General features: G+C 34.5%; 20 protein-coding genes. 13 read left to right on the top strand and 7 right to left on the bottom strand.

The genetic code is table 11. The annotated features are described in order from the left end of the window. Positions 1-2: 2 nt before the first annotated feature. Positions 3-884 carry a type 2 periplasmic-binding domain-containing protein gene (locus tag BM088_RS03395; RefSeq protein ID WP_245763743.1) on the bottom strand — a complete coding sequence of 294 codons (882 nt, stop codon included), beginning with the start codon at positions 882-884 and terminating at the stop codon, positions 3-5. Between the two features lie 217 nt (positions 885-1,101). On the opposite strand from BM088_RS03395, the gene BM088_RS03400 reads away from it, so the two are divergent. Beyond that, a complete protein-coding gene (locus BM088_RS03400; RefSeq protein WP_425439270.1) occupies positions 1,102-1,956 on the top strand; it encodes a S1/P1 nuclease in 855 nt (284 codons plus the stop codon). A 57-nt stretch (positions 1,957-2,013) separates the two neighbouring features. Then, positions 2,014-5,232 (top strand): TonB-dependent receptor, encoded by a 3,219-nt coding sequence (locus tag BM088_RS03405; protein WP_091979938.1) that lies wholly within the window; start codon positions 2,014-2,016, stop codon positions 5,230-5,232. 33 nt (positions 5,233-5,265) lie between these two features. On the opposite strand, the gene BM088_RS03410 is transcribed toward BM088_RS03405, so the two are convergent. Continuing rightward, a complete protein-coding gene (locus tag BM088_RS03410) occupies positions 5,266-5,712 on the bottom strand; it encodes a MarR family winged helix-turn-helix transcriptional regulator (protein ID WP_091979940.1) in 447 nt (148 codons plus the stop codon). An 84-nt stretch (positions 5,713-5,796) separates the two neighbouring features. Between BM088_RS03410 and hmgA the strand changes: the two genes are divergently transcribed. Further along, the gene (hmgA, locus tag BM088_RS03415) at positions 5,797-7,119 is read left to right on the top strand and encodes a homogentisate 1,2-dioxygenase (RefSeq protein WP_091979942.1); all 1,323 of its coding nucleotides are present in this window, start codon (positions 5,797-5,799) and stop codon (positions 7,117-7,119) included. 2 nt (positions 7,120-7,121) lie between these two features. Continuing rightward, the gene (gene maiA, locus BM088_RS03420; RefSeq protein ID WP_091979944.1) at positions 7,122-7,763 is read left to right on the top strand and encodes a maleylacetoacetate isomerase; all 642 of its coding nucleotides are present in this window, start codon (positions 7,122-7,124) and stop codon (positions 7,761-7,763) included. A 105-nt stretch (positions 7,764-7,868) separates the two neighbouring features. Here the strand turns inward: maiA and BM088_RS03425 are convergent, their stop codons facing one another. Continuing rightward, positions 7,869-8,102 carry a TIGR02647 family protein gene (locus BM088_RS03425; RefSeq protein ID WP_091979946.1) on the bottom strand — a complete coding sequence of 78 codons (234 nt, stop codon included), beginning with the start codon at positions 8,100-8,102 and terminating at the stop codon, positions 7,869-7,871. 276 nt (positions 8,103-8,378) lie between these two features. On the opposite strand from BM088_RS03425, the gene BM088_RS03430 reads away from it, so the two are divergent. The 4 genes from BM088_RS03430 (at position 8,379) to BM088_RS03445 (ending at position 14,765) form a co-directional block, all read left to right on the top strand. Next, entirely contained in the window at positions 8,379-10,079 is a 1,701-nt protein-coding gene (locus BM088_RS03430) for a DUF4856 domain-containing protein (protein ID WP_091979948.1), read from the top strand. Positions 10,080-10,158: 79 nt separating this feature from the next. Then, complete coding sequence (locus tag BM088_RS03435; protein ID WP_091979950.1) at positions 10,159-11,439, top strand: imelysin family protein; 1,281 nt, start codon at positions 10,159-10,161, stop codon at positions 11,437-11,439. A 14-nt stretch (positions 11,440-11,453) separates the two neighbouring features. Further along, on the top strand, positions 11,454-13,682 hold the full coding sequence (locus BM088_RS03440; protein ID WP_091979952.1) for a TonB-dependent receptor family protein: 2,229 nt from the start codon (positions 11,454-11,456) through the stop codon (positions 13,680-13,682). Between the two features lie 126 nt (positions 13,683-13,808). Further along, complete coding sequence (locus tag BM088_RS03445; protein WP_091979954.1) at positions 13,809-14,765, top strand: sterol desaturase family protein; 957 nt, start codon at positions 13,809-13,811, stop codon at positions 14,763-14,765. Between the two features lie 4 nt (positions 14,766-14,769). Here BM088_RS03445 and BM088_RS03450 read toward each other — a convergent pair whose 3' ends face one another. Next, the gene (locus BM088_RS03450; RefSeq protein WP_091979956.1) at positions 14,770-15,141 is read right to left on the bottom strand and encodes a response regulator; all 372 of its coding nucleotides are present in this window, start codon (positions 15,139-15,141) and stop codon (positions 14,770-14,772) included. Positions 15,142-15,374: 233 nt separating this feature from the next. Here BM088_RS03450 and BM088_RS03455 point away from each other — a divergent pair, with 233 nt between their 5' ends. From BM088_RS03455 to BM088_RS03470, 4 genes are all read left to right on the top strand, one after another. Next, entirely contained in the window at positions 15,375-17,552 is a 2,178-nt protein-coding gene (locus tag BM088_RS03455) for a TonB-dependent receptor family protein (protein WP_091979958.1), read from the top strand. Positions 17,553-17,686: 134 nt separating this feature from the next. After that, entirely contained in the window at positions 17,687-17,953 is a 267-nt protein-coding gene (locus BM088_RS03460; protein ID WP_091979960.1) for a VF530 family protein, read from the top strand. Between the two features lie 61 nt (positions 17,954-18,014). After that, on the top strand, positions 18,015-19,190 hold the full coding sequence (locus BM088_RS03465; protein ID WP_091979963.1) for a porin: 1,176 nt from the start codon (positions 18,015-18,017) through the stop codon (positions 19,188-19,190). Positions 19,191-19,199: 9 nt separating this feature from the next. Next, positions 19,200-19,610: a type 2 periplasmic-binding domain-containing protein gene (locus tag BM088_RS03470; protein WP_091979965.1), complete on the top strand. Its 411-nt coding sequence runs from the start codon at positions 19,200-19,202 to the stop codon at positions 19,608-19,610. 75 nt (positions 19,611-19,685) lie between these two features. On the opposite strand, the gene BM088_RS03475 is transcribed toward BM088_RS03470, so the two are convergent. Both BM088_RS03475 and BM088_RS03480 read right to left on the bottom strand, forming a co-directional pair. Then, entirely contained in the window at positions 19,686-20,219 is a 534-nt protein-coding gene (locus tag BM088_RS03475) for a thioesterase family protein (RefSeq protein ID WP_091979967.1), read from the bottom strand. 138 nt (positions 20,220-20,357) lie between these two features. Further along, positions 20,358-21,068, bottom strand: a complete 711-nt coding sequence (locus BM088_RS03480) for a YebC/PmpR family DNA-binding transcriptional regulator (protein WP_091979969.1) — start codon at positions 21,066-21,068, stop codon at positions 20,358-20,360. Positions 21,069-21,353: 285 nt separating this feature from the next. On the opposite strand from BM088_RS03480, the gene BM088_RS03485 reads away from it, so the two are divergent. Beyond that, positions 21,354-21,653 (top strand): ArsR/SmtB family transcription factor, encoded by a 300-nt coding sequence (locus BM088_RS03485; protein WP_091979971.1) that lies wholly within the window; start codon positions 21,354-21,356, stop codon positions 21,651-21,653. A 4-nt stretch (positions 21,654-21,657) separates the two neighbouring features. Here BM088_RS03485 and BM088_RS03490 read toward each other — a convergent pair whose 3' ends face one another. Continuing rightward, a complete protein-coding gene (locus BM088_RS03490; protein WP_091979973.1) occupies positions 21,658-22,398 on the bottom strand; it encodes a ferredoxin--NADP reductase in 741 nt (246 codons plus the stop codon). Between the last annotated feature and the right edge of the window lie 102 nt (positions 22,399-22,500).

Here is a 22,500-nt window from a genome sequence, read left to right on the forward strand (position 1 = left end):
TATTAGCCCTCCCCTAATATTATATTTGAAGGACATGATTTATAAAGTTTTACTTGATTGAAGTATGAGGCACTTTGCTCCTGAGCCAATTCTAAAAGGTTTTTTTGAACTGCACATAATAAATCAGTATTTTCTAAATCCATTTTTAAATACCATTTACTACCACTAATTTGATCGCTCATAGGTGTTATATAGTTAAGTGAAAAGTTCTTTTCATCATCAGCTTTCCAGTACGAAGCAATTAAATCGACCTTTCCGCTTGATAATAGCGCTCGCAGTCCTTCATGAGAGCTTGCATAAGTTACATCTAAGTGCGCGATATTAATTGCTAAATTCTTAAATAAGGCTTTTGGTAAAATATGGCCTGAACGACTTGTGGGGTAGTCAAGTAAACCAATTTTTTTATCTAAAAAATAGAGTTTATTAAGTTTAGGTTTTTCCTTTAAAGAAATAAAAAATGCAGTGTAGCTTGAGTAGCCAAGAACAGCCTGATAGTTGTAAGTAGATTCAGCCATAAAAGCTTGCATAATATTTTCCTTAGCAAGTATCAGATCTGCAATGCCTTTACCTAGAAACTCTACAGAGTCACCTAGCTTGTAACCCCAATGAACCATTACCTGTCCATATTGCTTTGCAACTACATCATCTTTACATAGCTTTAGCGAAACTTGTTTTGCTACAACCTCAGATGGCACATATATCACTAGATTATTTTCATTTGTGGTGCTCTTTGTTTGACATTGTGCAGAAATATCAAAAAAAACAGGTATAGAATGATTTTTTACAGTTGAACTTGTTAATCCGAGATAAAAAACAATTAGAATTGCGGTACACAAAAATGTAACAATTGTTCTTTTTTTAAAAAATACACGTTTTGCTATCACACTGTTTCACTTAGCTAACTTTTACTAGTTGGTATTTGAACAAGTTTTTTTACTTATTGCAATAGGTAATTTTACCTATGAATTATAAGCCTTTGATTTTAAAGATTTGTTAATAAGTAATGATGAATACTGTTAAGTCCTTTCTATTTAAAAATAAAAACGTGAAAATAAGTAATCGAAACAAATAATTTGTAAATTTTTGCAATTAGGTGAATTAGTGAAAAAACGGTTAACAAATAAAGTAATTATTGGTATTTGCGCAACATTAACACTTGGTTTATCAAATTATGCTGCGGCATGGAGCCAAAACGGCCATAGAATTGTTGCTAAAATCGCTGAAAATCATTTAACCGATACTACTAAAAATGTAATTGCGCCTTTATTAAAAGGTGAAAAGCTGGCACAAGTATCAACCTGGCCAGATGAAATGCGCTCAAACCCCTCTGAATTTTGGCAAAAAAAATCAAGCAAATGGCATTATGTCAACATAAGCAAAGCATCAGACTTTAAACCTGCCTCATATAATATCTCAGCCACTGACGGTAAAATAACAGATGCCTACGCATTAATTCTTAAAGCGACAGCCATTCTTAAAAGCCCTTCGACATCTTTAGATGATAAAAGCTTTTACTTAAAGTTTTTAGTTCATGTAGTTGGTGACATTCATCAGCCCATGCATGTAGGTCATAGTGAAGATAGAGGCGGCAATCGCATCAAGGTTAAATTTTTTGGCGAAGAAACAAACCTGCATACACTTTGGGATAAATTATTGGTTAAAAACCAAAACCTTTCATTTACAGAGTTTACGAATTTTTTAGATACAAATAATAAGCCCACTCTCGCAAACTATTTAGACAGTCAACCAAAAGACTGGATATTAGAGTCATTTTATATTGCTGAAAAATTATATGACGTGGGCAATGCGGATTATAAGTACAACTACGTCTATGAACAAACACCTGTTATGAAAACAAGACTAACGCAAGGTGGGATCAGATTAGCAGGTTTATTGAATACCATATTCGATAAATCAGCAAAACCTTTGGTTAATGCCTTAGGTAATAAGAAGTAAATAATTTTTATAAAAGCAAACTAACTTTCAAATAATTGTTATACGGGAAACGACTAAATGAAAAACCATCAACTATCGAAGATCACCGGCGCATTAATTTTTGCGTTTGGTTTATCGACAAGTGCTTTCGCTGCAGAAACATCTTCAGCTATGCGCGGTAAAGTATTGACTCCACAAGGTGATGCCGCTGCAAATGTTAAAATTACTGTTGTTCATCAACCTACAGGCACTACAAAAGAATTAATAACAAACGAAAATGGTGTATTTGTTGCTAAAGGTCTGCGTGTTGGTGGTCCTTATCGTGTTGTGATTGATTCTGATAAATACAATGATGACTTGTTTGAAAATATATATTTATCTTTAGGTCAAACTGAGCGTTTAAAGTCTCAGTTAGAGTCTAAAAAAATGGAAACAATTGAAGTTTCAGGTACGCGTATTTTACAAGATGTTGGTGGTGCAAGCTCTGTTTTTGGTGAAGCTGCTATAAGAGACATGCCAAGCTTTAACCGTGACATAAAAGATGTTGCCCGTTTAAACCCATTAGTAAGCATTAATGGTAGTGGTGAGATGACGGTTGCAGGTGGTAATCCAAGATCTAACAGCTTAAGTGTTGATGGCATAGGTCAAAATGATGATTTTGGTTTAAATTTTGGTGGTTACCCAACTCAGCAACCGCCAGTAGCACTTGATGCAATTGAACAAATTTCTGTAGATGTATCACCATTTTCAGCTAAAAAAGGTAACTTTGGTGGCGGTACTGTTAATGCAGTAACAAAATCGGGTACTAACGATTTCAAATTTTCAGGTTTTTATGAGCAGTCTTCTCCGGAGTTAGCAGGTGACTCGTTGGTAAATTCTGAAGTTTTATATACAGAAACAGTTGTTGATGCAAATGGTGACAAACATTATCCAGGTCAATCATTCTTAGATGGCACTGACCATAAAACTTTTGAAGAAAAGAAAGTAAAACCAAATAAAACAGTAAAACGTATGGGGTTTAATGTTGGCGGCCCACTCATTCAAGACAAGCTTTTCTACTTTGTTAACTACAATAATTGGAAAAGTACAGAAGATCTTGAATATGGTTTTGCTGATAGTGGTGCTGTAAATGAATATAAAATATCTGAAGCGCAATTTAATGAGTTTATGGGTATTTTAAATAATACTTATGGTATTGAAGACTCTTTAGGTGGTGATAGCGAAGATACTAACGAAACTTTACTTGCAAAATTAAGCTGGAATATTAGCGATGCGCATCGTTTAGACTTCACTTATCAATGGCAAGATGATCAAGAAGCACGTGGTGAAGGTCAAGGCGGTACTAGTGTACAGTTAGCATCTCGTCGTTATACATTTGCGACCAAGTTTAATAACTTCTCAACTAAAATTTATTCAGATTGGAGTGATGACTTTTCGACTGAAATTGGTGTGAGCTATAAAGATGTTTCATCAAAAAGCTTAACAAATTCAGACTTAGGGAGTATAAAAGTTGTTCAAGAACGTAATGGGCCTTCATTTAATTTTGGTACTGACTCAAAACGTCATGCTAATGCCGCTTCAACTAAAAACTTAGTTATTTCATTTGATGCCACTTATTTAACCGATGATCATGAAATTAAATTTGGTGCACAATACGAAAATCTAAATTTATATAACTTATTTGCCGAAGATTCTTTAGGTTCTTGGAACTTTGATAGCTTAGAAATGTTTGCCAATAAAGAAATCGGCAGTTATGACTTCAATTATGGTAATGCCTATACTAACAATGCAGATGATACAGCATATGATGTAACCCGCAGTACTTTTGCGCTTTATTTAGAAGATACTTTCTACTTAACTGATGATTTAGAAATCACAGCGGGCATAAGATATGAGCGTTTAGCATCAGATGATACACCGCAATTAAATGGTAATTTCTTTCAAACCCATAATATCAGTAACCAAGAAAACTTAGATGGCTTAGATGTTATCTTACCTAGAGTGGGTTTTAAATATTACGCAACCGATGATTTAGTCATTCGTGGTGGCATAGGCCGTTTCCAAGGTGGTATTCCAAATGTTTGGTATAACAATCCATTCACTATGGATGGTATTACTTTAGTTTCAGCACCAAACAATGTTATCAATGACTATTATGCAAATAATCAAGTAGATATTACAGCTGTACCACAAGAGATAAAAGATTCCTTAAAGCCTGGTGCTGGTAGTGTAAATTATATTGACCCTGACTTTGAACTACCAACGAGTTTACGCGCTCAAATTGGTTTTGATTATACTCTAGATATCCCTTATTTAGGTGAAGGTTTCTTATGGTCATCAGAATTGATGTACCAAAAGAAAGAGAACGAAGCGACTTGGATAAATACGGGTATTCGTGACTCAGGCAAAACAGCAGCCGACGGTGTTCGTGTGATCAATGAAAGTATCTATGAAGATAACTTTGATATTGAAATGACTAATGCACCAGATGATGGTCGTTCAATCATTTTCTCAACCTCACTTGCAAAATCTTGGGATAGCGGTGTGACAATGACAATGAGTTATGCTCATCAAGATATTGAAGAGAATCATGTCGGTTCTGCATCTCAAGGTCAAGGTAACTATAAGCACAATATCATAAAGAATCGTAACCAAGACATGGCAACACGTGGTTTTTATGAAGTTGAGCATAGCTTTAAGCTAAACTTAGGTTATACCACTGAGTTTTTTGCAGGCTATGCAACGCGCTTTAACATGTTCTTTGAGCGTCGTTCTGGTCGTCCATTTAGCTATACAATGGGCATGTACAAAGATGGCGACTTCGGTGATACGTCAGATTTTTATTCTCAAGCGGCTTACTTACCGTATATTCCAACTGGTGCTGATGATCCAAATGTAAACTGGGATGATTCAGGTTTATCTTGGGAGCAACTAAAAGGTATTTTAGACGAAGCGGGTATTGCACCTTCTGGCTCTATCTCAGATAGAAATGAAGCGACACAGCCTTGGGTAACAACTATGGATATCAGTATTAAACAAGAAATACCTGGTTTCGCTGAGGGTCATTCTGGTGAAGTTTATTTCATGGTAGAGAACTTTGCTAACATGTTAAATAGTGACTGGGGTGTAGAGCGTAAGATTAGATATGCAAATCAAAAACTATATGACTTTGGTGGTTTAGATGACCAAGGTCGTTATAAAATTGATGCGGTATATGGTGGTCGTGATACACGTAACTACTCAACAATTACAGCTTCAGCATGGCAAGCTAAAATTGGTGTAAGCTACAAGTTTTAGTAGTCTTTCCCTAGAGACTCAATAAAATAGCCTTCATTTGAAGGCTATTTTTTTATCTAATTTGTCTATTATTAACATGAGATTTTTTTGTTCGTTCACATCTAAAACAGATAATAAATCAGACTCCCAATCAAGTGCCTTTGGCGCTATTGCATAGTATAAGTCTTTCCCCTGCTCTGTTAACTGTAAATAATAAGCCCGTTTATCTTTTTCATTAACAATTTTAATTAAATCTCCTCTGACAAGCATTATTTTAACTGCACGAGACACGGTTGATTTATCCATAGCAGCAAGGTCGCCTAAGTCTTTTGCTGTCACTAAACCATGTTCAAATAGATTCACTAAAATTCGCCATTGTGGAATACTTAAATCAAATTCATCGCAATAAACTTCAGAAAAAGCTTCACTGACATTATTGGCTAAGTTGGCTAAACGATATGGCAAAAAATCACTTAAATTAATTGTTTTTTTAGTTGTCATCAATAAATCTCACAAGAATATTTGATAATACTCTCACATGAGAGTATTTTTATATAGCTTATAAAATACGTCGAGCTTAAAAACATGAACCAAACAAAAATAAATACGCAAAACTTGCAATATATGACAGGTTTTGGCAATGAATTTGAAACTGAAGCATTAGAAGGTGCACTCCCTATTGGTCAGTTTAGTCCGCAAAAAATAAAATATGACTTATATGCTGAACAATTTAATATCACCGCATTTACAGCACCAAGATCTCATAATTTAAGAAATTGGTTTTATCGTATTCGCCCCTCTGTTGTACAAGGTAATTACGAACCCATTGATAATGCCCTGATCAGAAGTGCACCCATCACAGAAATTCCGACTCCGCCAGATATGCTACGTTGGGATCCGATTGAAATGCCAACAACAAAAACAGACTTTGTTGATGGATTGGTCACTATGGCTGCAAATGGCAGTGTTAATGCACAAACAGGCATAGGCATTCATATATATGTTGCTAATACTTCTATGGATGGGCGTTACTTTTGCAATGCAGATGGTGAATTATTATTTGTACCACAAGAAGGTGAAATTATATTACATACCGAGTGTGGTAAATTGGCGATTAAAGCGGGTGAAATAGCAGTCATACCTCGGGGCATTAAATTTAATGTTGAGCTACTTACAGATACTGCCCGAGGATATATTTGTGAAAATTATGGCAATGCCTATGAATTAGCAGAGCGTGGGCCTGTTGGTGCAAACGGTTATGCTAATGACCGTGATTTTCAATATCCAGTTGCTGCATTTGAAGATAAAGAAGGTGATTTCGAATTAATCACTAAATTTAATGGCAATATGTTCCGCTGTGATATTAAACATTCACCTTTAGATGTTGTTGCCTGGACTGGTAATGCAGCACCTTATAAATATGACTTATCGCGATTTAATGTAATGAATACAGTGAGCTTTGATCATCCAGATCCTTCGATCTTCACTGTGCTTACTTCACCATCTGGTACACCGGGTGTGGCCAACATCGACTTTGTAGTATTTCCACCCCGTTGGATGGTTGCTGAAAATACCTTTAGACCCCCTTATTACCATAGAAACATTATGAGTGAATTTATGGGCTTGATAGAAGGTATATATGATGCAAAAGAACATGGTTTTGTACCTGGTGGCTCAAGTTTACATAACTGCATGTCACCCCATGGCCCAGAAGCTGAGGTTTTTGAAAAAGCATCTAACGCAGAACTCAAACCACAAAGATATGAAAATACATTAGCATTTATGTTTGAATCAAAATATATTATTTCGCCTACAAAATATGCGTTACAAGGGAAAGAACGTCAGTTAAATTATCAAGATTGCTGGCGTGAAATTAAAAAATACTACAAAAATGATAGTAAGGGATAAAAATGAAACTTTATACTTATTTTAGATCGTCGGCTGCATATCGCGTACGCATTGCTTTGAACCTAAAAGGACTAAAGCATGAATTAGTGCCAGTAAATTTATTGGAATCAGCACAAAATTCAAAAGATTATTTAGATGTAAATCCGCAAGGTTTACTGCCTGCGCTTGCAACTGAAAAAGGCAATATAGGCCAATCTCTTGCGATATTAGAATGGCTTGAAGCCGAATTTCCCGATACATCAATACTACCAGGGGATCATTGGCATCAGGCACAAATACGTAATTTAAGTTATGCTGTTGCCTGTGATATACACCCTATTGATAATTTACGTATCTTAAAATACTTATCTAATGAATTAAAAATATCAGACGATGCTAAAACAACTTGGTATAAACATTGGGTTGAAGTCGGTTTTGAAAAAATAGAAGCTATGCTGGAGATGTCAGAGTTATATAATGGCAATTTTTGTTGTGGTGATACACCAACGCTCGCAGATATAAATTTAGTTCCGCAAGTATTTAATGCATTAAGATTTAAAGTAGATATGTCTGCTTATCCAAAAATTGCAGCTGTATATGAAAAATGTAATGAATTACAGGCATTTATTGATGCGGCGCCACAAAACCAATTTGATGCTAAATAACAATCTAAAATAAAAAATTATCATACGAATAGATGCTCACTTATATTTAATATAAGTGAGCATCTATTCGTGCAATATAATTAAGTTAATAATTTAAAAAATATCTTAAGCACTTAACGCAGATTGTAATGTTTGTGCATGCTCTGCTAAGTCTAGTCCTAAATCAGTTAAATATCCCCCATCCTTTTGATCTATAATTCCTTTTTCAAATAAACGATTTGCTGCTGCGACAAGAACAGGGTCTGCATCTTGATGAACTTTAAGGCCTTGCATCATGCTCTCAAGTGGAAATTTTAAGATAAGATCAAGTTCTTCACGCATATGTTGATTAAATTGCATATTTCTTACACCTTAAGTATTTATTATTGTCTGATAAAACATAGCCTGTTGTTAACTTAATTAAAAGTCTTTATTGAACAAATCTTGATTTAAACCAAAATATTATGGTTTTTGTTAGGGTAACAAAAACAACGTATATTTAATGATATAAAATTTGATATTAATCAAATTTATAGTAAAAATGTTAAATTTATTACAAATGATATTGATTATCATTGTTATGGCTATATAATGCAGCCATAAAAAAGTTTATATCAATAGAATCAAGGGATATCAATGTTTAATATGCGCAAATCTATTTTAGCAACAGCTATACTCGCTGCAACTTTTGGTCTTACAGCTTGTGGTGGTTCAAGCGATAAAAAAGAAACACCTGTCGCTGAGCCTGTAAATACGGCACCTAAAGATATCAAAGTTACTTTAACAGATGGAGCACTTTTTTTAGGAAATGTAGCTGGCACGACAGCTGGAACTATATCTGCCACTGATTCTGACTCTGGAGATACATTAACTTTTACAACAACAGATGAAAATTTTGAAATTTCTGGTAGTTCTTTAATCTTAAAGTCAGGTGCTTCAATTGATTCAGAAACTGTCGATGTGACCATTTCTGTATCTGATAATGTGAATGCAGTTGTTGAAGAAACCGTAACACTGACTGTGAGTCAGCTTGAAAACTATTATGGCTTCAATAGCAAATTCGAAGAAAATAAATCAGCTGTTTCTTATTCAGGCCAAATAGCACGCCATGCTTTATTAAATGAAGTAAAGAAATATATTGGTACTTTAACCGTTGCACATGTTAATGATAATAATATAACAGCTGAACAAGTTGAAAGTCATTTAAATGCTTTATTCGCAGACTATGACTCTATTGCTGAAAATGAATTTACCTTTACTGATATTACAAATCTAAAACAAAAAACCTTTGCCGACATTGCTTCGACAGGTAAATCTTTAAAAGGTAAAATTGCTGGCAATGATAGTAGTAAACAAACTAAAAATTGGCTAGTCGAAGGCACATTTATAGGTTGGACTGACTTTGGTTCAGAGCTGAAAACACCTGAAGGCTTGTTAAATCATTTATTTTCTGTGATTGTTTCTCAAGTACAAATGACAAATGACGGTGAACAAGTCAGTGATTATTATGGAAACCCTATCTCAAAACTTTTTATAACGCCTGAAGGTCTTGATTTACAACAATTAGTACAAAAACACTTGTTGGGTGCAATAATGTTTTCACAAGGTACTGATGATTACCTTGAAGATGGTTTAACATCTGATAACACCAAGCAAGATAAAGATACTAAACCTTATACTTCGTTAGAGCATCAATTTGACGAAGGTTTTGGTTACTTTGGCGCTACTCGTGATTACTTAGCTTATACAGATGAAGAAATAGCTAAAAAAAGTGGTCGTCCTGAATACCAAGGTCAACATGATACAAATGGCGATCTATTAATTGATTTAAATTCAGAGTTGATTTTTGGTAATTCTGCAAATGCGGGTAAACGTGATCGTGGTGCAGTAGTTGCGACTGACTTTTCAGCTGATGCTATGAATGCATTTATTGCAGGACGTAAAATTATCAGTGAAGCAGCTCCAAATGCTTTAAGTGATAGTGAAACTGAAGAGTTAAATAAACAGCGCGATATTGCAGTAGATGCATGGGAAAAAGCAATAGCGGCGACCGTAGTTCATTATATAAATGCAGTTCTAATAGATCTAGATAATGGAGCGCAAGAAAACTTTACCAGTTTAGCTAAACATTGGAGTGAGCTGAAAGGTTTTGCTCTTAACTTCCAATTCAGCCCATTCTCACCAATGTCTGAGTCTGATTTTGCTAAATTACACATTTTAGTCGGTGATAAACCTGATTTAGAAAATATTGTTCAATACAAAGAAAAACTAATTGAAGCGAGTGATATTATTCAAGCTACTTATGACTTTAATGCTGAAAATGTTGTTAACTGGTAAGTAATATTTAATATTTTCAATTTAAAGGTTAGTGTTTTAGGCACTAACCTTTTTGTTGTTTTTAAACTTAGGAATTATAATGGCTCTCAATTTTCGCTTTAACGCTCTATGCCTGACAATTTGTACTACCTTAATATTGACTGCCTGTGGTGAAAGCACCTCTAGTAGCTCAGGTGCCGGCTTTGGTACTAAAAATCCTGATAATGGTGGTACAACACCGACATTTGATGAATCTAAGTTAATTGCAAATTTAGTCGATCAAGTGATCACCCCCACTTTTACAGCATTTTCTGAGCAATCAAAAAATCAATTAACAGCAATTACTGATTATTGCACAATTGAGTCAAACTTTACCCCAGATGTTGATGATAATGCACCCGTTTTAGCGTCACTCAGCACTGCAAAATTAAGTTGGCAAAATACGATGTCAATTTGGCAACAAGCTGAAGTGATGCAAATGGGTCCTTTAATTGAAAATGAAAGTGAGCTAAGAAATAGAATTTATTCATGGCCTGCAATTAGTTATTGCGGCATTGACCAAGATGTTGCTTATTTTGAAGACGGCATTATTAATTTAGATTCAAATAAACCTTATGATATAAAATCACGTACATCTACACGTCGCGGACTATTTACCATACAAAGGTTATTATTCAGTACTGATTATAGTCATGCTTGTACTACAGCGAATGATGCATTAAGTGATTGGAATAGCCGAAGCATTCAAGAAAGAAAAGTAGCACGTTGTAAATTCGCTCAAGAAGTTTCTAAAGACCTTATTGATAATGCTGAAGAGCTATTAACAAAATGGAATGGTACACAAGGTTACGCTAATACCCTTAAAAATGCCGGTGAGCCAGGTAATAGCTTTGAAAATACGCATCAGGCAATTAACCTGATTTCTGATGCCATGTTTTATACAGACTCTATTGTAAAAGATAAAAAATTAGGCACACCTTTAGGTAAATTTCCTAACTCATGTGGCCTTGAGTCATGCCCTCAAGATGTTGAGTCATTAGACTCAGGCTTTTCATTAGCAAATATAAAAGCCAACTTAGTTGCATTTGAAATGTTATTTCTTGGCAACAGCGCTGATGCACAAGAAAGAACGGGGTTTGATGATTTTTTAGTTGAAGAAGGAGCCAGCGACACTAAAGATGCACTCATAAAAGGCATCACTGATGCTAAAAATGCCACTGACGCGATTGAGTCTAGCCTTAATGATGCGCTGACTTCTCAAACTGAAAAAGTCGAACATGCACATTCCAAAGTCAAAGATATTACTGATCAACTTAAAAATGACTTTATTAATAAATTAGCATTAGAACTACCAAAATCTTCTGCTGGCGATAACGATTAAAGCAAGGTCTTAACATGAAAAAAACAATATTAGCTTTATCTGTTGCAACTTTGCTTAATCCATTAAATGTAACTGCAGATGAAAAAGAAGTACAAGTACAAAGCAAAGCTGTTGAGCACATGCAAATTATCAGTCACAGCGATAAGTTAAGAACAGAGTCTGGCTCTGCTACTTTACTAACCGAACTTGAACTTGAGAAACATGAGTATGATGATATTCACCGTATATTAGCATCAGTACCAGGTGTGAATATTCGTGAAGAAGACGGTTTTGGTTTAAGACCTAACATCGGGTTTCGTGGTGTAAACCCTGAACGCAGTAAAAAAATAACCATATTAGAAGATGGGATTTTGATTGGCCCAGCGCCCTACTCGGCTCCTGCAGCCTATTATTTCCCTGTTACAACTCGCATGAGTGCTGTTGAAGTATTTAAAGGTCCAGCAGCGATAAAATATGGTCCACAAACAGTTGCTGGTACATTAAATTTAGTCACACGTCAGGTACCAATTGACTCTGAAGGTGCAATCGATTTATCTTTGGGTTCTGAAGGTTATGCTAAAGCACATGCCTATTTTGGTGAAACCCATGATGATATTGGTGTTTTAGTTGAAGCTGTACACCTTGAAGCCGATGGTTTTAAAGAACTTGATGGCGGTGGTGATACAGGTTTTGAAAAAAATGATATTTTAGCAAAATTTAATTATTTAATTGATGGCGATAAATTTGATCAAAAATTTGAGCTTAAACTGTCTTATGCTGATGAGTTATCGGATGAAACTTATTTAGGTTTAACCGATACAGACTTTAAAGAAAACCCATATCGTAGATATGCAGCCAGTCAGCCGGCACAAATGGATACCGAACATAAACAAGTCATGTTTACCCATAATTTAAGCTCTGATGATATTAATATTACAACCCGTATTTACCGTAATGAATACCAAAGAGCTTGGCGTAAGTTAAATGGCTTAACGAATACAGATCTCAGTATTTCTGAAATATTAGATGCTCCTGAAGAACACCAGCGTCAGTATCAAGTCATTTCAGGAGGCCAGAACTCAATATTCAATGGTGAAACGCCGACACATTTAATTATGGGTACAAATGATCGTTCTTATTTTTCACAAGGTATTCAATTTAATGCTGACTTTGGTTTCAATTTATTTAATTTAGAGCATGATATCTCTGTGGGTGTAAGGGTGCATGAAGATGAAATAAATCGCAATCATTTTGAAGAAAATTATGAGATGCAAGATGGTTTTGCAAAGCTAGTTGAAGGCTCAGCTAAAGATGCAGCTCAAAATATTGAATCTACAAAAGCCGTTTCTATTTACTTGGAAGACTCTGTAACCATAAATAACTTAACCGTATCTGCTGGGCTTCGTGGTGAGTATATGGATATGCACTATAACGACAAGGTAGATACAACTAATTGGCAGGATAAAACGACGCGTATTTTATTACCCGGACTCAGTGGTTTTTATAAATTATCTGAAAATTCAGGGCTTTTAGCGGGTATATATCAAGGGTTTTCACCAACGAGCCCACAGCAAAAGTCTGAAATTAAGGTAGAAAAAAGCATCAACTATGAATTTGGTGGTCGTTATAATAATGATGACTTTCAAGCTGAAGTAGTCAGTTTTTTTAACAATTACAGTAATCTAAAAGCAAGTTGTTCACAGTCCAGCTGTAGTGATGCAAATGATCTTGATACAGAGTTTAATGCTGGTGAAGTACATGTTTATGGTCTGGAAGCCCAGTTTAGACAAAGTTATTCTTTAAATTCACAAATCGATATGCCTGTTAGTTTAGTTTATACCTATACTGAAAGTGAATTCAAAGAAGAAATATATTCTGAATTTGAGCAATGGGGACATGTTAAGCCTGGCGATGAATTACCTTATTTAGCCAATAACCAAGCTACTTTAAATTTAGGGTTAGATGCAAATAATTGGCAAGTAAACTTATCTATTAAATATGTTGGTGCCATGACTGAAGCTTCTGGCACAAGTTGGGCAAGCGATGACAAAACAACGTATGTTAATGTTATCCATGAAGGCCAAAGCACCGATAATTCAATAATACTCGACTTTTCTGCTAGTTATGAGTTAGGTGATTATGGAAAAGTATATGGTAAAATAGATAACTTAACCGATGAAGTTAAAGTTGTGAGCAGAATTCCATACGGTGCAAGACCCGGAAAACCAAGATTGTTTTCTGTAGGTTATAAATACCAGTTTTAACCTTTAATAAAATGATATATCAAAAAGACAGCTTAGGCTGTCTTTTTGATTATTTATTGATATAAATTAAACAATATAAAGTAAATATATTTCATAATAGTTAGAAATAAGCGTTCGGAGATTTTTGTGTTAGATATATTGTCAAAAAGTTTATTAGAACTGCCTTATTATTTTACCGATGCTAATAAACGTATTTTCGCAATTTATTTAATATCCGCCATTACTTTATCCATACCCGTTTTTATAAAAGTGAGTAAAATTAAAACCCTGCCCGCTTTTTTCAGATATTTATTACCAAAAGAAATTTGGCTCCATGAAAGTGCAAAACAAGATTATAAACTTTGGATCATTAATAAAATTTTAAAAGCCTTTTTATTTGCTCCAATTGTTTTAACTATGGTGCCCATAGCATTAGGGTTATCAGATTTACTTGAATCAAGTTTTGGAAAGTTAGAGCCCTTCACATTACCTAACTGGACCATAATTGGCATTTTTACGACAGCACTTTTTTTAGTGGATGACTTTACACGATTTCTCTTACATTGGATTTTGCATAAAGTGCCATTTTTATGGGAGTTTCATAAGGTACACCATTCAGCAAAAGTGTTAACCCCCTTTACAATATATCGTTCACATCCCGTAGAAAGCTATTTATATGCTTGTAGAATGGCAATAGTGCAAGGCGTTGTCGTTGGATTTGGCTATTATTTATTTGGTGCAACTTTAAGCATGTACGATATTTTAGGTGCTAATGTTTTTGTCTTTCTATTTAACTTTTTTGGCTCTAACTTACGCCACTCTCATGTTTGGCTAAGCTGGGGTGATAAAATTGAGTCTGTATTTATAAGTCCAGCACAACATCAAATACATCATAGTGACAACCCCGTGCATTTTGATAAAAATTTAGGTGCAGCCCTTGCTATTTGGGATAGATTATTTGGAACTTACATAAAAGCATCAAAGGTGGGGAAGCTCTCTTTTGGTGCTGGGCAGTATGACGCAGGACATAATAGTATTTTAGCGATTTATGTAAAACCATTTATTATGGCCCTAAAAACATTTAAATTAAAATCACATAAATAATGCCTTAAGCTGTGCATTTATCAATTCTGAGTATTTGTTTTTGTAAGGTATTATAGTTAAAAGGCTTCACAATAAAACCAGTGACTTTTGCTGCAATGATTTCTTTTACTTTCGCTCTTTCATCTTCTGATGAAATCATTAAAACGGGCAATTTTGAAAACTCTGTTTCTGCTCTTATCTTTTCTAACAATTGTTTACCATCTAAGTTTGGCATATGTAAGTCTGTAATGAGTAAATCATATTGTTTTTTATACAATAATGATAATGCTTGTAGACCATCTGTGGCTTCATCACAATCTGAATGGCCTATATCACGTAACATATGCATTAAAACATGACGCATCGAGGTCATATCATCAACTATTAAAATTTTCATAACAGACAAATCCTTTTGTTCTTTTATTTAGCTTTTAAATATAGTTCACTACTATTTGTTCTACAATCACTCAACGCCTCCTTTGGTAAAAAGATATTTTCTTCATTATTAACAACCTTTATTAAAATGACATTGCGTCTTATTTATACTTATATTTGAATGGCGAAATATGAATACCTAATCTATGATCACAACTCAAATTTTGGTTTTAAACATGCTCGTTAAGGATCATCATGCGCTATTTTTTTAATTGCAAACCTACTCTACTGCCCACATTTATTCTTTTAGTATTATCGAGTCAAACTATGGCTAAAGAGACTAATAAAAATTTCGAGCATATTGCTATTTTTGGTGATCAAAATACGGTCAATGACATTCCTGGAAGCGCACATTTAATATCAGAATCTGAACTAGAAAAATTTGATTTTACCGATATTATGCGTACCTTAACTGCTATTCCCGGTGTATATATTTTAGAAGAAGACGGCTATGGTTTGCGACCTAATATAGGTATGAGAGGGACAGGGCAAAACCGAAGTGAAAAAGTAACAATAATGGAAGATGGTGTACTAGCAGCTCCTGCACCATATGCAGCCCCTTCGGCATATTACTTTCCTACAGCTGGAAGAATGCAACAAATTGAAGTATTAAAAGGAACTTCAAGTGCGATATACGGACCAAGAACCACAGGTGGTGTTATAAATTTACTTTCTCGTAAGATCCCTGATGAAACGCTTTCTGGTGAATTAAAAGTTACCGCAGGTGAAGATAACTTTGCAAAATTCCATGCTTTTGCAGGAGGTTCAGGCCAAAACATCGCATCTTTGGTTGAGTTGTTCAATTATCAAGCCGATGGGTTCAAAAATATTAATCATACTAATACTGATAGCGGATTTGAAAAAAATGATATTTTGACAAAAGTAAAAATTAACAGTGATCCTAGTTCAGGGTATTACCAAGAATTAGAGTTCAAAGTTAAATACTCAGATGAAAAGTCAAACGATACCTATATGGGACTCACTGATAATGATTTCAAAACTTCACCCTACTCTCGATATTCTGCTTCACAACTTGATAACATGACAACAACGCATAAGCAGTTACAGATAAATCACAGTGTTAAGTTTTCTGAACTCTATCAACTAGGGACATCATTTTACTACAATGATTTTGCTAGAAATTGGTATAAGAGCAATAAAATTGATGGACAAAGCATAGGCGGAGAAGGTATTAAAATAGCTTCAAATTTTGATAAAGCAAACCAAGAAACTCCGCTTGAAGTTCAGATTAAAGCAAATAATCGTAACTACTTATCAAAAGGAGTGCAATCTATACTCAGTGCAGACTTAAATGAGCATCAAGTAAAGTTTGGCATACGTTATCATCAAGATGAAATGGATAGATACCAGTGGGTAGATAAGTATTTGTTGGACAATAATTATATCATCTCTTTAACTGATCCTGGGATCCCTGGTACTGACTCAAATAGAGTCGATAGCGCTAAAGCCCTTGCTATCTATATACATGATGAAGTTTCATATAATGACTTTATGATAAACCTAGGTTTAAGATATGAAGATATGACTATTGAACGTCACGATTGGGGTAAGAATGATCCTAAAAGAGGGATTTCACCTAGTTATAAAGTTAATAAACTAGATGTGTGGCTTCCTTCAGTTGCACTGACTTATAGGTTTGATAAAGACATAGTGCTATTAGCTGGAATACAAAAAGGGTTTGCGCCTCCAGCTCCAGGAAATGAAACAGCACAAGATGAAGAAAGTATAAATTATGAAATGGGTGTTAGATTAAATAAACAAGTATTTCATGGTGAAATCATTTCATTTTATTCTGATTATAATAATATGCATGGTAACTGTACTGCCAGTCAAGGTTGTGAAGACGATAATGTAGGTAATCAATACAATGCAGGTGAAGTAAAAGTGACTGGCTTAGAGCTAAAAACAGGATATGAATTTAAAAATGTGTCTTTCAGTATTCCTTTAGATTTCACATATACTTATACACAAACTGAATTTTTGACTGATTTTAATTCTAATTTGGATACTTGGAGTAATGTTTCTAAAGGTGATAACTTGCCTTATGTGCCTTCAAATCAATTTCAATTATCAACGGGTTTAGTATTCGAGCAGTGGCGATCTGATGTGATAATACGTTATACAGATGATATGCGTACAACCGCTGGGACAGGAACCATACCTAGTGAACAACTGATTAAAAGTCGTACAGTTGTTGATTTATCTGCGCACTATTATTTAACAAAAAATCAGGGAGTGACTTTCGCCGTAGATAACCTGTTAGATAATGAATATATATCAACCCGTACCCATGGCTCTATTATGGTTGGTAAACCTCGTACTTTTTCTTTAGGCTATAAATACCAGTTTTAAATCATAGGTATAGTTGATTTATTCAATTTTCCTAAGTACTAAAATAATTATACGCTGTCGTTAGCAATTATGTTAATCGAAATATATTTGCTAATTTGCTATGATAGCAATAACTCAAATTTTTAACTTTATATATGACTCAAAAACAAGCAAATAACCCTCTTCATGGTATTACACTAGAACAAATTATCATTAAACTTGAAAAAGAAATGGGCTGGGCTGAAATGGGGGAACAAGTAAAAATAAACTGTTTCACCAAAGATCCAAGCATAAAATCAAGTTTAAAGTTTTTGAGAAAGACCCCATGGGCAAGAACTCAGGTAGAACAGCTTTTTATTAATTTAAACCTAACTGAAACACCAAACAACAGCTTTTCCTGGTCAAAAAACAAACACAAATAGGCGTAAAAGCCATTTTTGAACTAGTCTTGTAGGTGAATTATAATCACGCGGGATTATTTCAATGAAATCACATCAATTACTTGCGTTGATCATCATGTCAGCGCTTTATTCCTTTAGTACTTTAGCCGAAGTTCGCATAAATGGATTTGCGTCAATTGTTGCAGGTAAAGATACATCCAGCAAAAACTTCAGAAACTCACCATACAACGATGAAATTAGTTTTAAACCAGAAACTAAATTTGCACTACAAGTCACAGCCGATTTATCCGAAGGTCTCAGTGCCACAGCCCAAATTATGGCTCGAGGTTCTAATGATTTTGATGCTAAATTTGAATGGGCATATTTAAGTTACGAAATAAACGATCATCATACACTCAGAGGAGGTAGGCTTAGATTACCCTTTTATAAATATTCAGATTATTTAGATGTTGGATATGCCTACCCTTGGGTTCGCCCTCCTCGTGCTATGTATAGTCTACTTTTTAGCTCTTACGATGGACTCAGCTTAATAAGTAATTATTCCGTGTTCGATTGGGATATTACAAGTAACCTTGTTTACGGTACCGTTGAGGATACTTTTTTTTCAACTACTTCACCAACTGAAGGTAAACTTGATGACCTTTATGCAATCAATGTACAGTTTTCTAAAGACTGGTTTAGTGCCTATGTAGCCTATCTTGGTACAGATGTACTTGTACCAAGAGCCGATATAGAAACAGTTGCAGCCATTACCGATGCTGTTGCGCCAGGAAGAGGGACTGATATTCGAATAGACTCTGATTATGGTGACTTTTTAGGTTTGGGTTTTACACTAGACTTTGAAAACTGGCTGTTTAATACAGAGTGGTCCACTGTTGCTATTGAGAACAGTTTATCCTTAGATGCTGATCAGTGGTATGCCAGTTTAGGCTATCGATTTGATAATATAATGCCTTATGTTTCTTATCAGGAAACTGAAAATAAAAGACAAACGGTATCTATATCAAATACTCCATTACCGGCTCAAATTCACCCGGGACAACCGCCATTAAATACTTTTTTACAAGGCGTATTTGATGGATTAAAATTTGAATATATCGCCTATACTATAGGTGTAAGGTACGACTTTCATCCAAGTGCAGCACTAAAAGTAGAATATAACCGTTACGAGGATATTATTGATGCAGGGAGCTTAGGCAGCATTTCAGATCCTGAAAGTTCAGGTAATTTTTCTGTCGCTGTAGATCTTGTTTTTTAGGGGATTAACATGAAGCTTAAACTATGTTTTGTAACACTCACCCTCATGAGTCATCTTGCTATTGCTGATATTGCTGTAATAGTACATCCATCAAATGCCAATGCGATGGATGCATCAGCCATTTCTCGGTTATTTTTAGGAAAATCTAAAAAATTTCCGGATGGAACTGTTGCAATACCTTTAAATCAAGCTGAAGCAAGTAGTGCCACGGGTTTATTTAATTCTAAAGCATTGAAAAAATCATCAAGTCAATTAAAAGCTTATTGGTCAAAATTAGTTTTTACTGGTAAAGGAACGCCGCCAAGAAGTGTTGAAAGTGATATTGATGTATTAGATCTTGTTGCATCAAACCCCAATATTATCGGTTATATAGACTCTGCAGCCTTGACCGACAAAGTTAAAGTACTCACTACATTTTAAAACTGTGGTTTCACTCAGTTTATGATGTTTAAAATGAATAAACTGAGTGAATTTAAAGCATTTATAAATATAATATTAGCTATGATGTTTTTTCTTAGAGTCTAATAGCATTTTCCAATGCATAATCGGCTCAGGTAACTCTGGAGTGCTCTCATTAAAATTTGCAACCTTCAATAATTCATCAATTTCAATGCGCCTTCCTTTATGTATAAATACACCTCGAACATATGCTACCGCATGTAAGGTATTTTCAGATTCAAATCTTTGCTCTATGTAATAGTACTTTTCATCCCAACCAATCATTTTTGTCTTAATATCAAATTTTTGAAAAGGCTTCACTTCTCTTATATAGGTAACAGTACAAGCATTCATGATAGGCATCCATTTATCTTTAATAAATAAATGTAACAATCCCATTTCGGCCATCAGCCAAGTTCGAGCTAAATCCATCATAGCTAAATATCGGGAGTTATTTAGATGAAAGTTAATATCACAGTCACTTGGTAAGGCACGAAATGATATTTTGCCTTCATCAAGTAATCCAATGCGATATCGTAATCTCTTAACTTTGAACAGTAAAATATAAAACAATCTAAAATATAAATTCATTAAGCACGCCTCTTTAAATTAAAGCTAGCTTACCAGTTTAATAGAATAAAAACTCTATATAAATTTAATGCTAGTTTAAAAATAAAAAAACAGACCTAAAGGTCTGCTTCATTATATTCTATAACTTTATATTAAAAGTTAAAACTCTGCGTTGTGATATACATTTTGTACATCATCACAGTCTTCTAGCATTTCGAGAAAACGTTCAAAAACGTCTACATCTTCACCGGATATAGCCGTCATAGACTGTGGAACAAAAGAAATTTCTTCAACATCTAATGTTACATTCATACCATCAAGAACAGTTTTAGTTTTGTTAAACTCTGTATGAGGTGCAAAAACAGTGATTTTACCCTCTTCGCATTCAACATCTGTTACATCTACATCAGCCATCATTAATGCTTCAAGAACAACTTCATCATCATCACCATCAAAAACAAAAATCGCTAAATGATCAAACATATGTGCCACAGAATTTTGTGCACCAATTTTTGACTTTGCTTTTGTAAAACAAACTCGTACATCAGCAAATGTACGACTATTATTATCGGTTAAACAATCTACTATTATCATAGTATTGCCAGGTGCATAACCTTCATAGCGCGTCGCACTGTAATCTTCGCCACCGCCGCCTTTTGCTTTATCAATAGCACGGTCTATAACATGTGTTGGTACTTGATCTTTTTTTGCTCGCTCAATTAAACGACGCAGAGCTAAATTCCCATCAGGATCTACTCCGCCATTTTTGGCACTCACATAAATTTCTTTACCGTATTTAGAGTAAATTTTAGTTTTTTGACCAGCTGTTTTAGCTATATCATTTTTTTTATTCTGGAAAGCTCTGCCCATCTGAATCCTACCTAATATGTGACAATAAAAATAATGAGCCAATTTTAACGGTAAAGAGGGGTCAAACTCCAGCATAATGATACGAATTTATGTCAGAAATCTATATATTTATACTTAAATAAAGGCGTTTTTTATTAAAGAGAGAAATTTAGCAGTTAGTTTTAAATCCTTCGTCGTTAAATACACTATCTAATGAAACAACTATGCTTGCTCGATTGAATTCGTGATTGTTTCTAAATACTTTACTCATATATAATAATGAATTAACTACAGGTGAAAAACGATATGAACAAAGTAAATATTGATGATATGCAAAAGAGTGCAATCAAAGCGGCTAAAATTCTTAAAGCGATGAGCAATGAAAGCCGTTTAATCATTCTCTGTCATTTAGGTATGGAAGAAATGTCAGTCACTCAGTTAAATAAGCATGTTCTATTAAGTCAATCTAGCCTATCGCAACATTTAGCAAAACTTCGCCAAGATGGTTTGGTGAAAACCCGACGCGAATCACAAACGATTTATTATAGTATTGCTGACGAAATTGTTGGAAAGATAATTACTTTACTACAAAACGAATATTGCTAATTGCTCACCAGTATTGTTCAACGGTGATATTCCCAGGCGTTCGTCTGCGATTACGTTCATAGCCTAACTTATTTAATGTTAAACTCGTTTCTTTGACCATATCTGGATTCCCGCAGATCATGAACTGACTCAATTTTGGCTCAGGTTTTAAATCAATAAATTTCATTAATTCACCAGACGCTATTAATGAAGGTATTCGTCCAGTTAAGCCACTTGGGTTTTTTTGTCTGCTTAATATTGAGACAAATTTTAATTGCGGGTTTTCATCACAGAGTGTTTGAATCAAGTATTGATAAGATAAATCTTCTTTCTCCCTAACACCATGTACTAATATCACTTCTTTAAATTTATGCCAGACTTCACCTTGTTGTAAAATTGATAAAAAGGGCCCTATTGCTGTGCCTGTTGACAATAACCATAATTGTTCACTTTTAGGAACCTCATCTAGTGTGAAAAAGCCTGATGCAGTTTGCGAAATTTCAATTTTATCTCCTACTTTCAAATCAGACAAAGGGCATGTCAGTTTTCCTTGTTCTACTTTAACTAAATAAAACTCTAAATCCTTATTATTAGAAGCATTTACAAATGAATAAGCCCTAGCAATTCTTTTAGAATTTACATTCATGGCTAACTTTGTAAACTGCCCGGCTTGAAATGAATTGATCGGAGCATTAACAATTATCGAAAATAACTTATCATTCCACCACTTTATGTTTTTAACTTTTGCGGTCAACCACTTAGCCATTTTAATATTCCAAACTATAAGTTACTTTAAAAATGGGCTTAAATTGTCTTTTTATCAAGGTTTTAACAATAAAAAAAGGACAACAGTCGTTGTCCTTTATAA

The organism is Pseudoalteromonas denitrificans DSM 6059, assembly GCF_900112265.1.
Taxonomy (GTDB): domain Bacteria; phylum Pseudomonadota; class Gammaproteobacteria; order Enterobacterales; family Alteromonadaceae; genus Pseudoalteromonas; species Pseudoalteromonas denitrificans.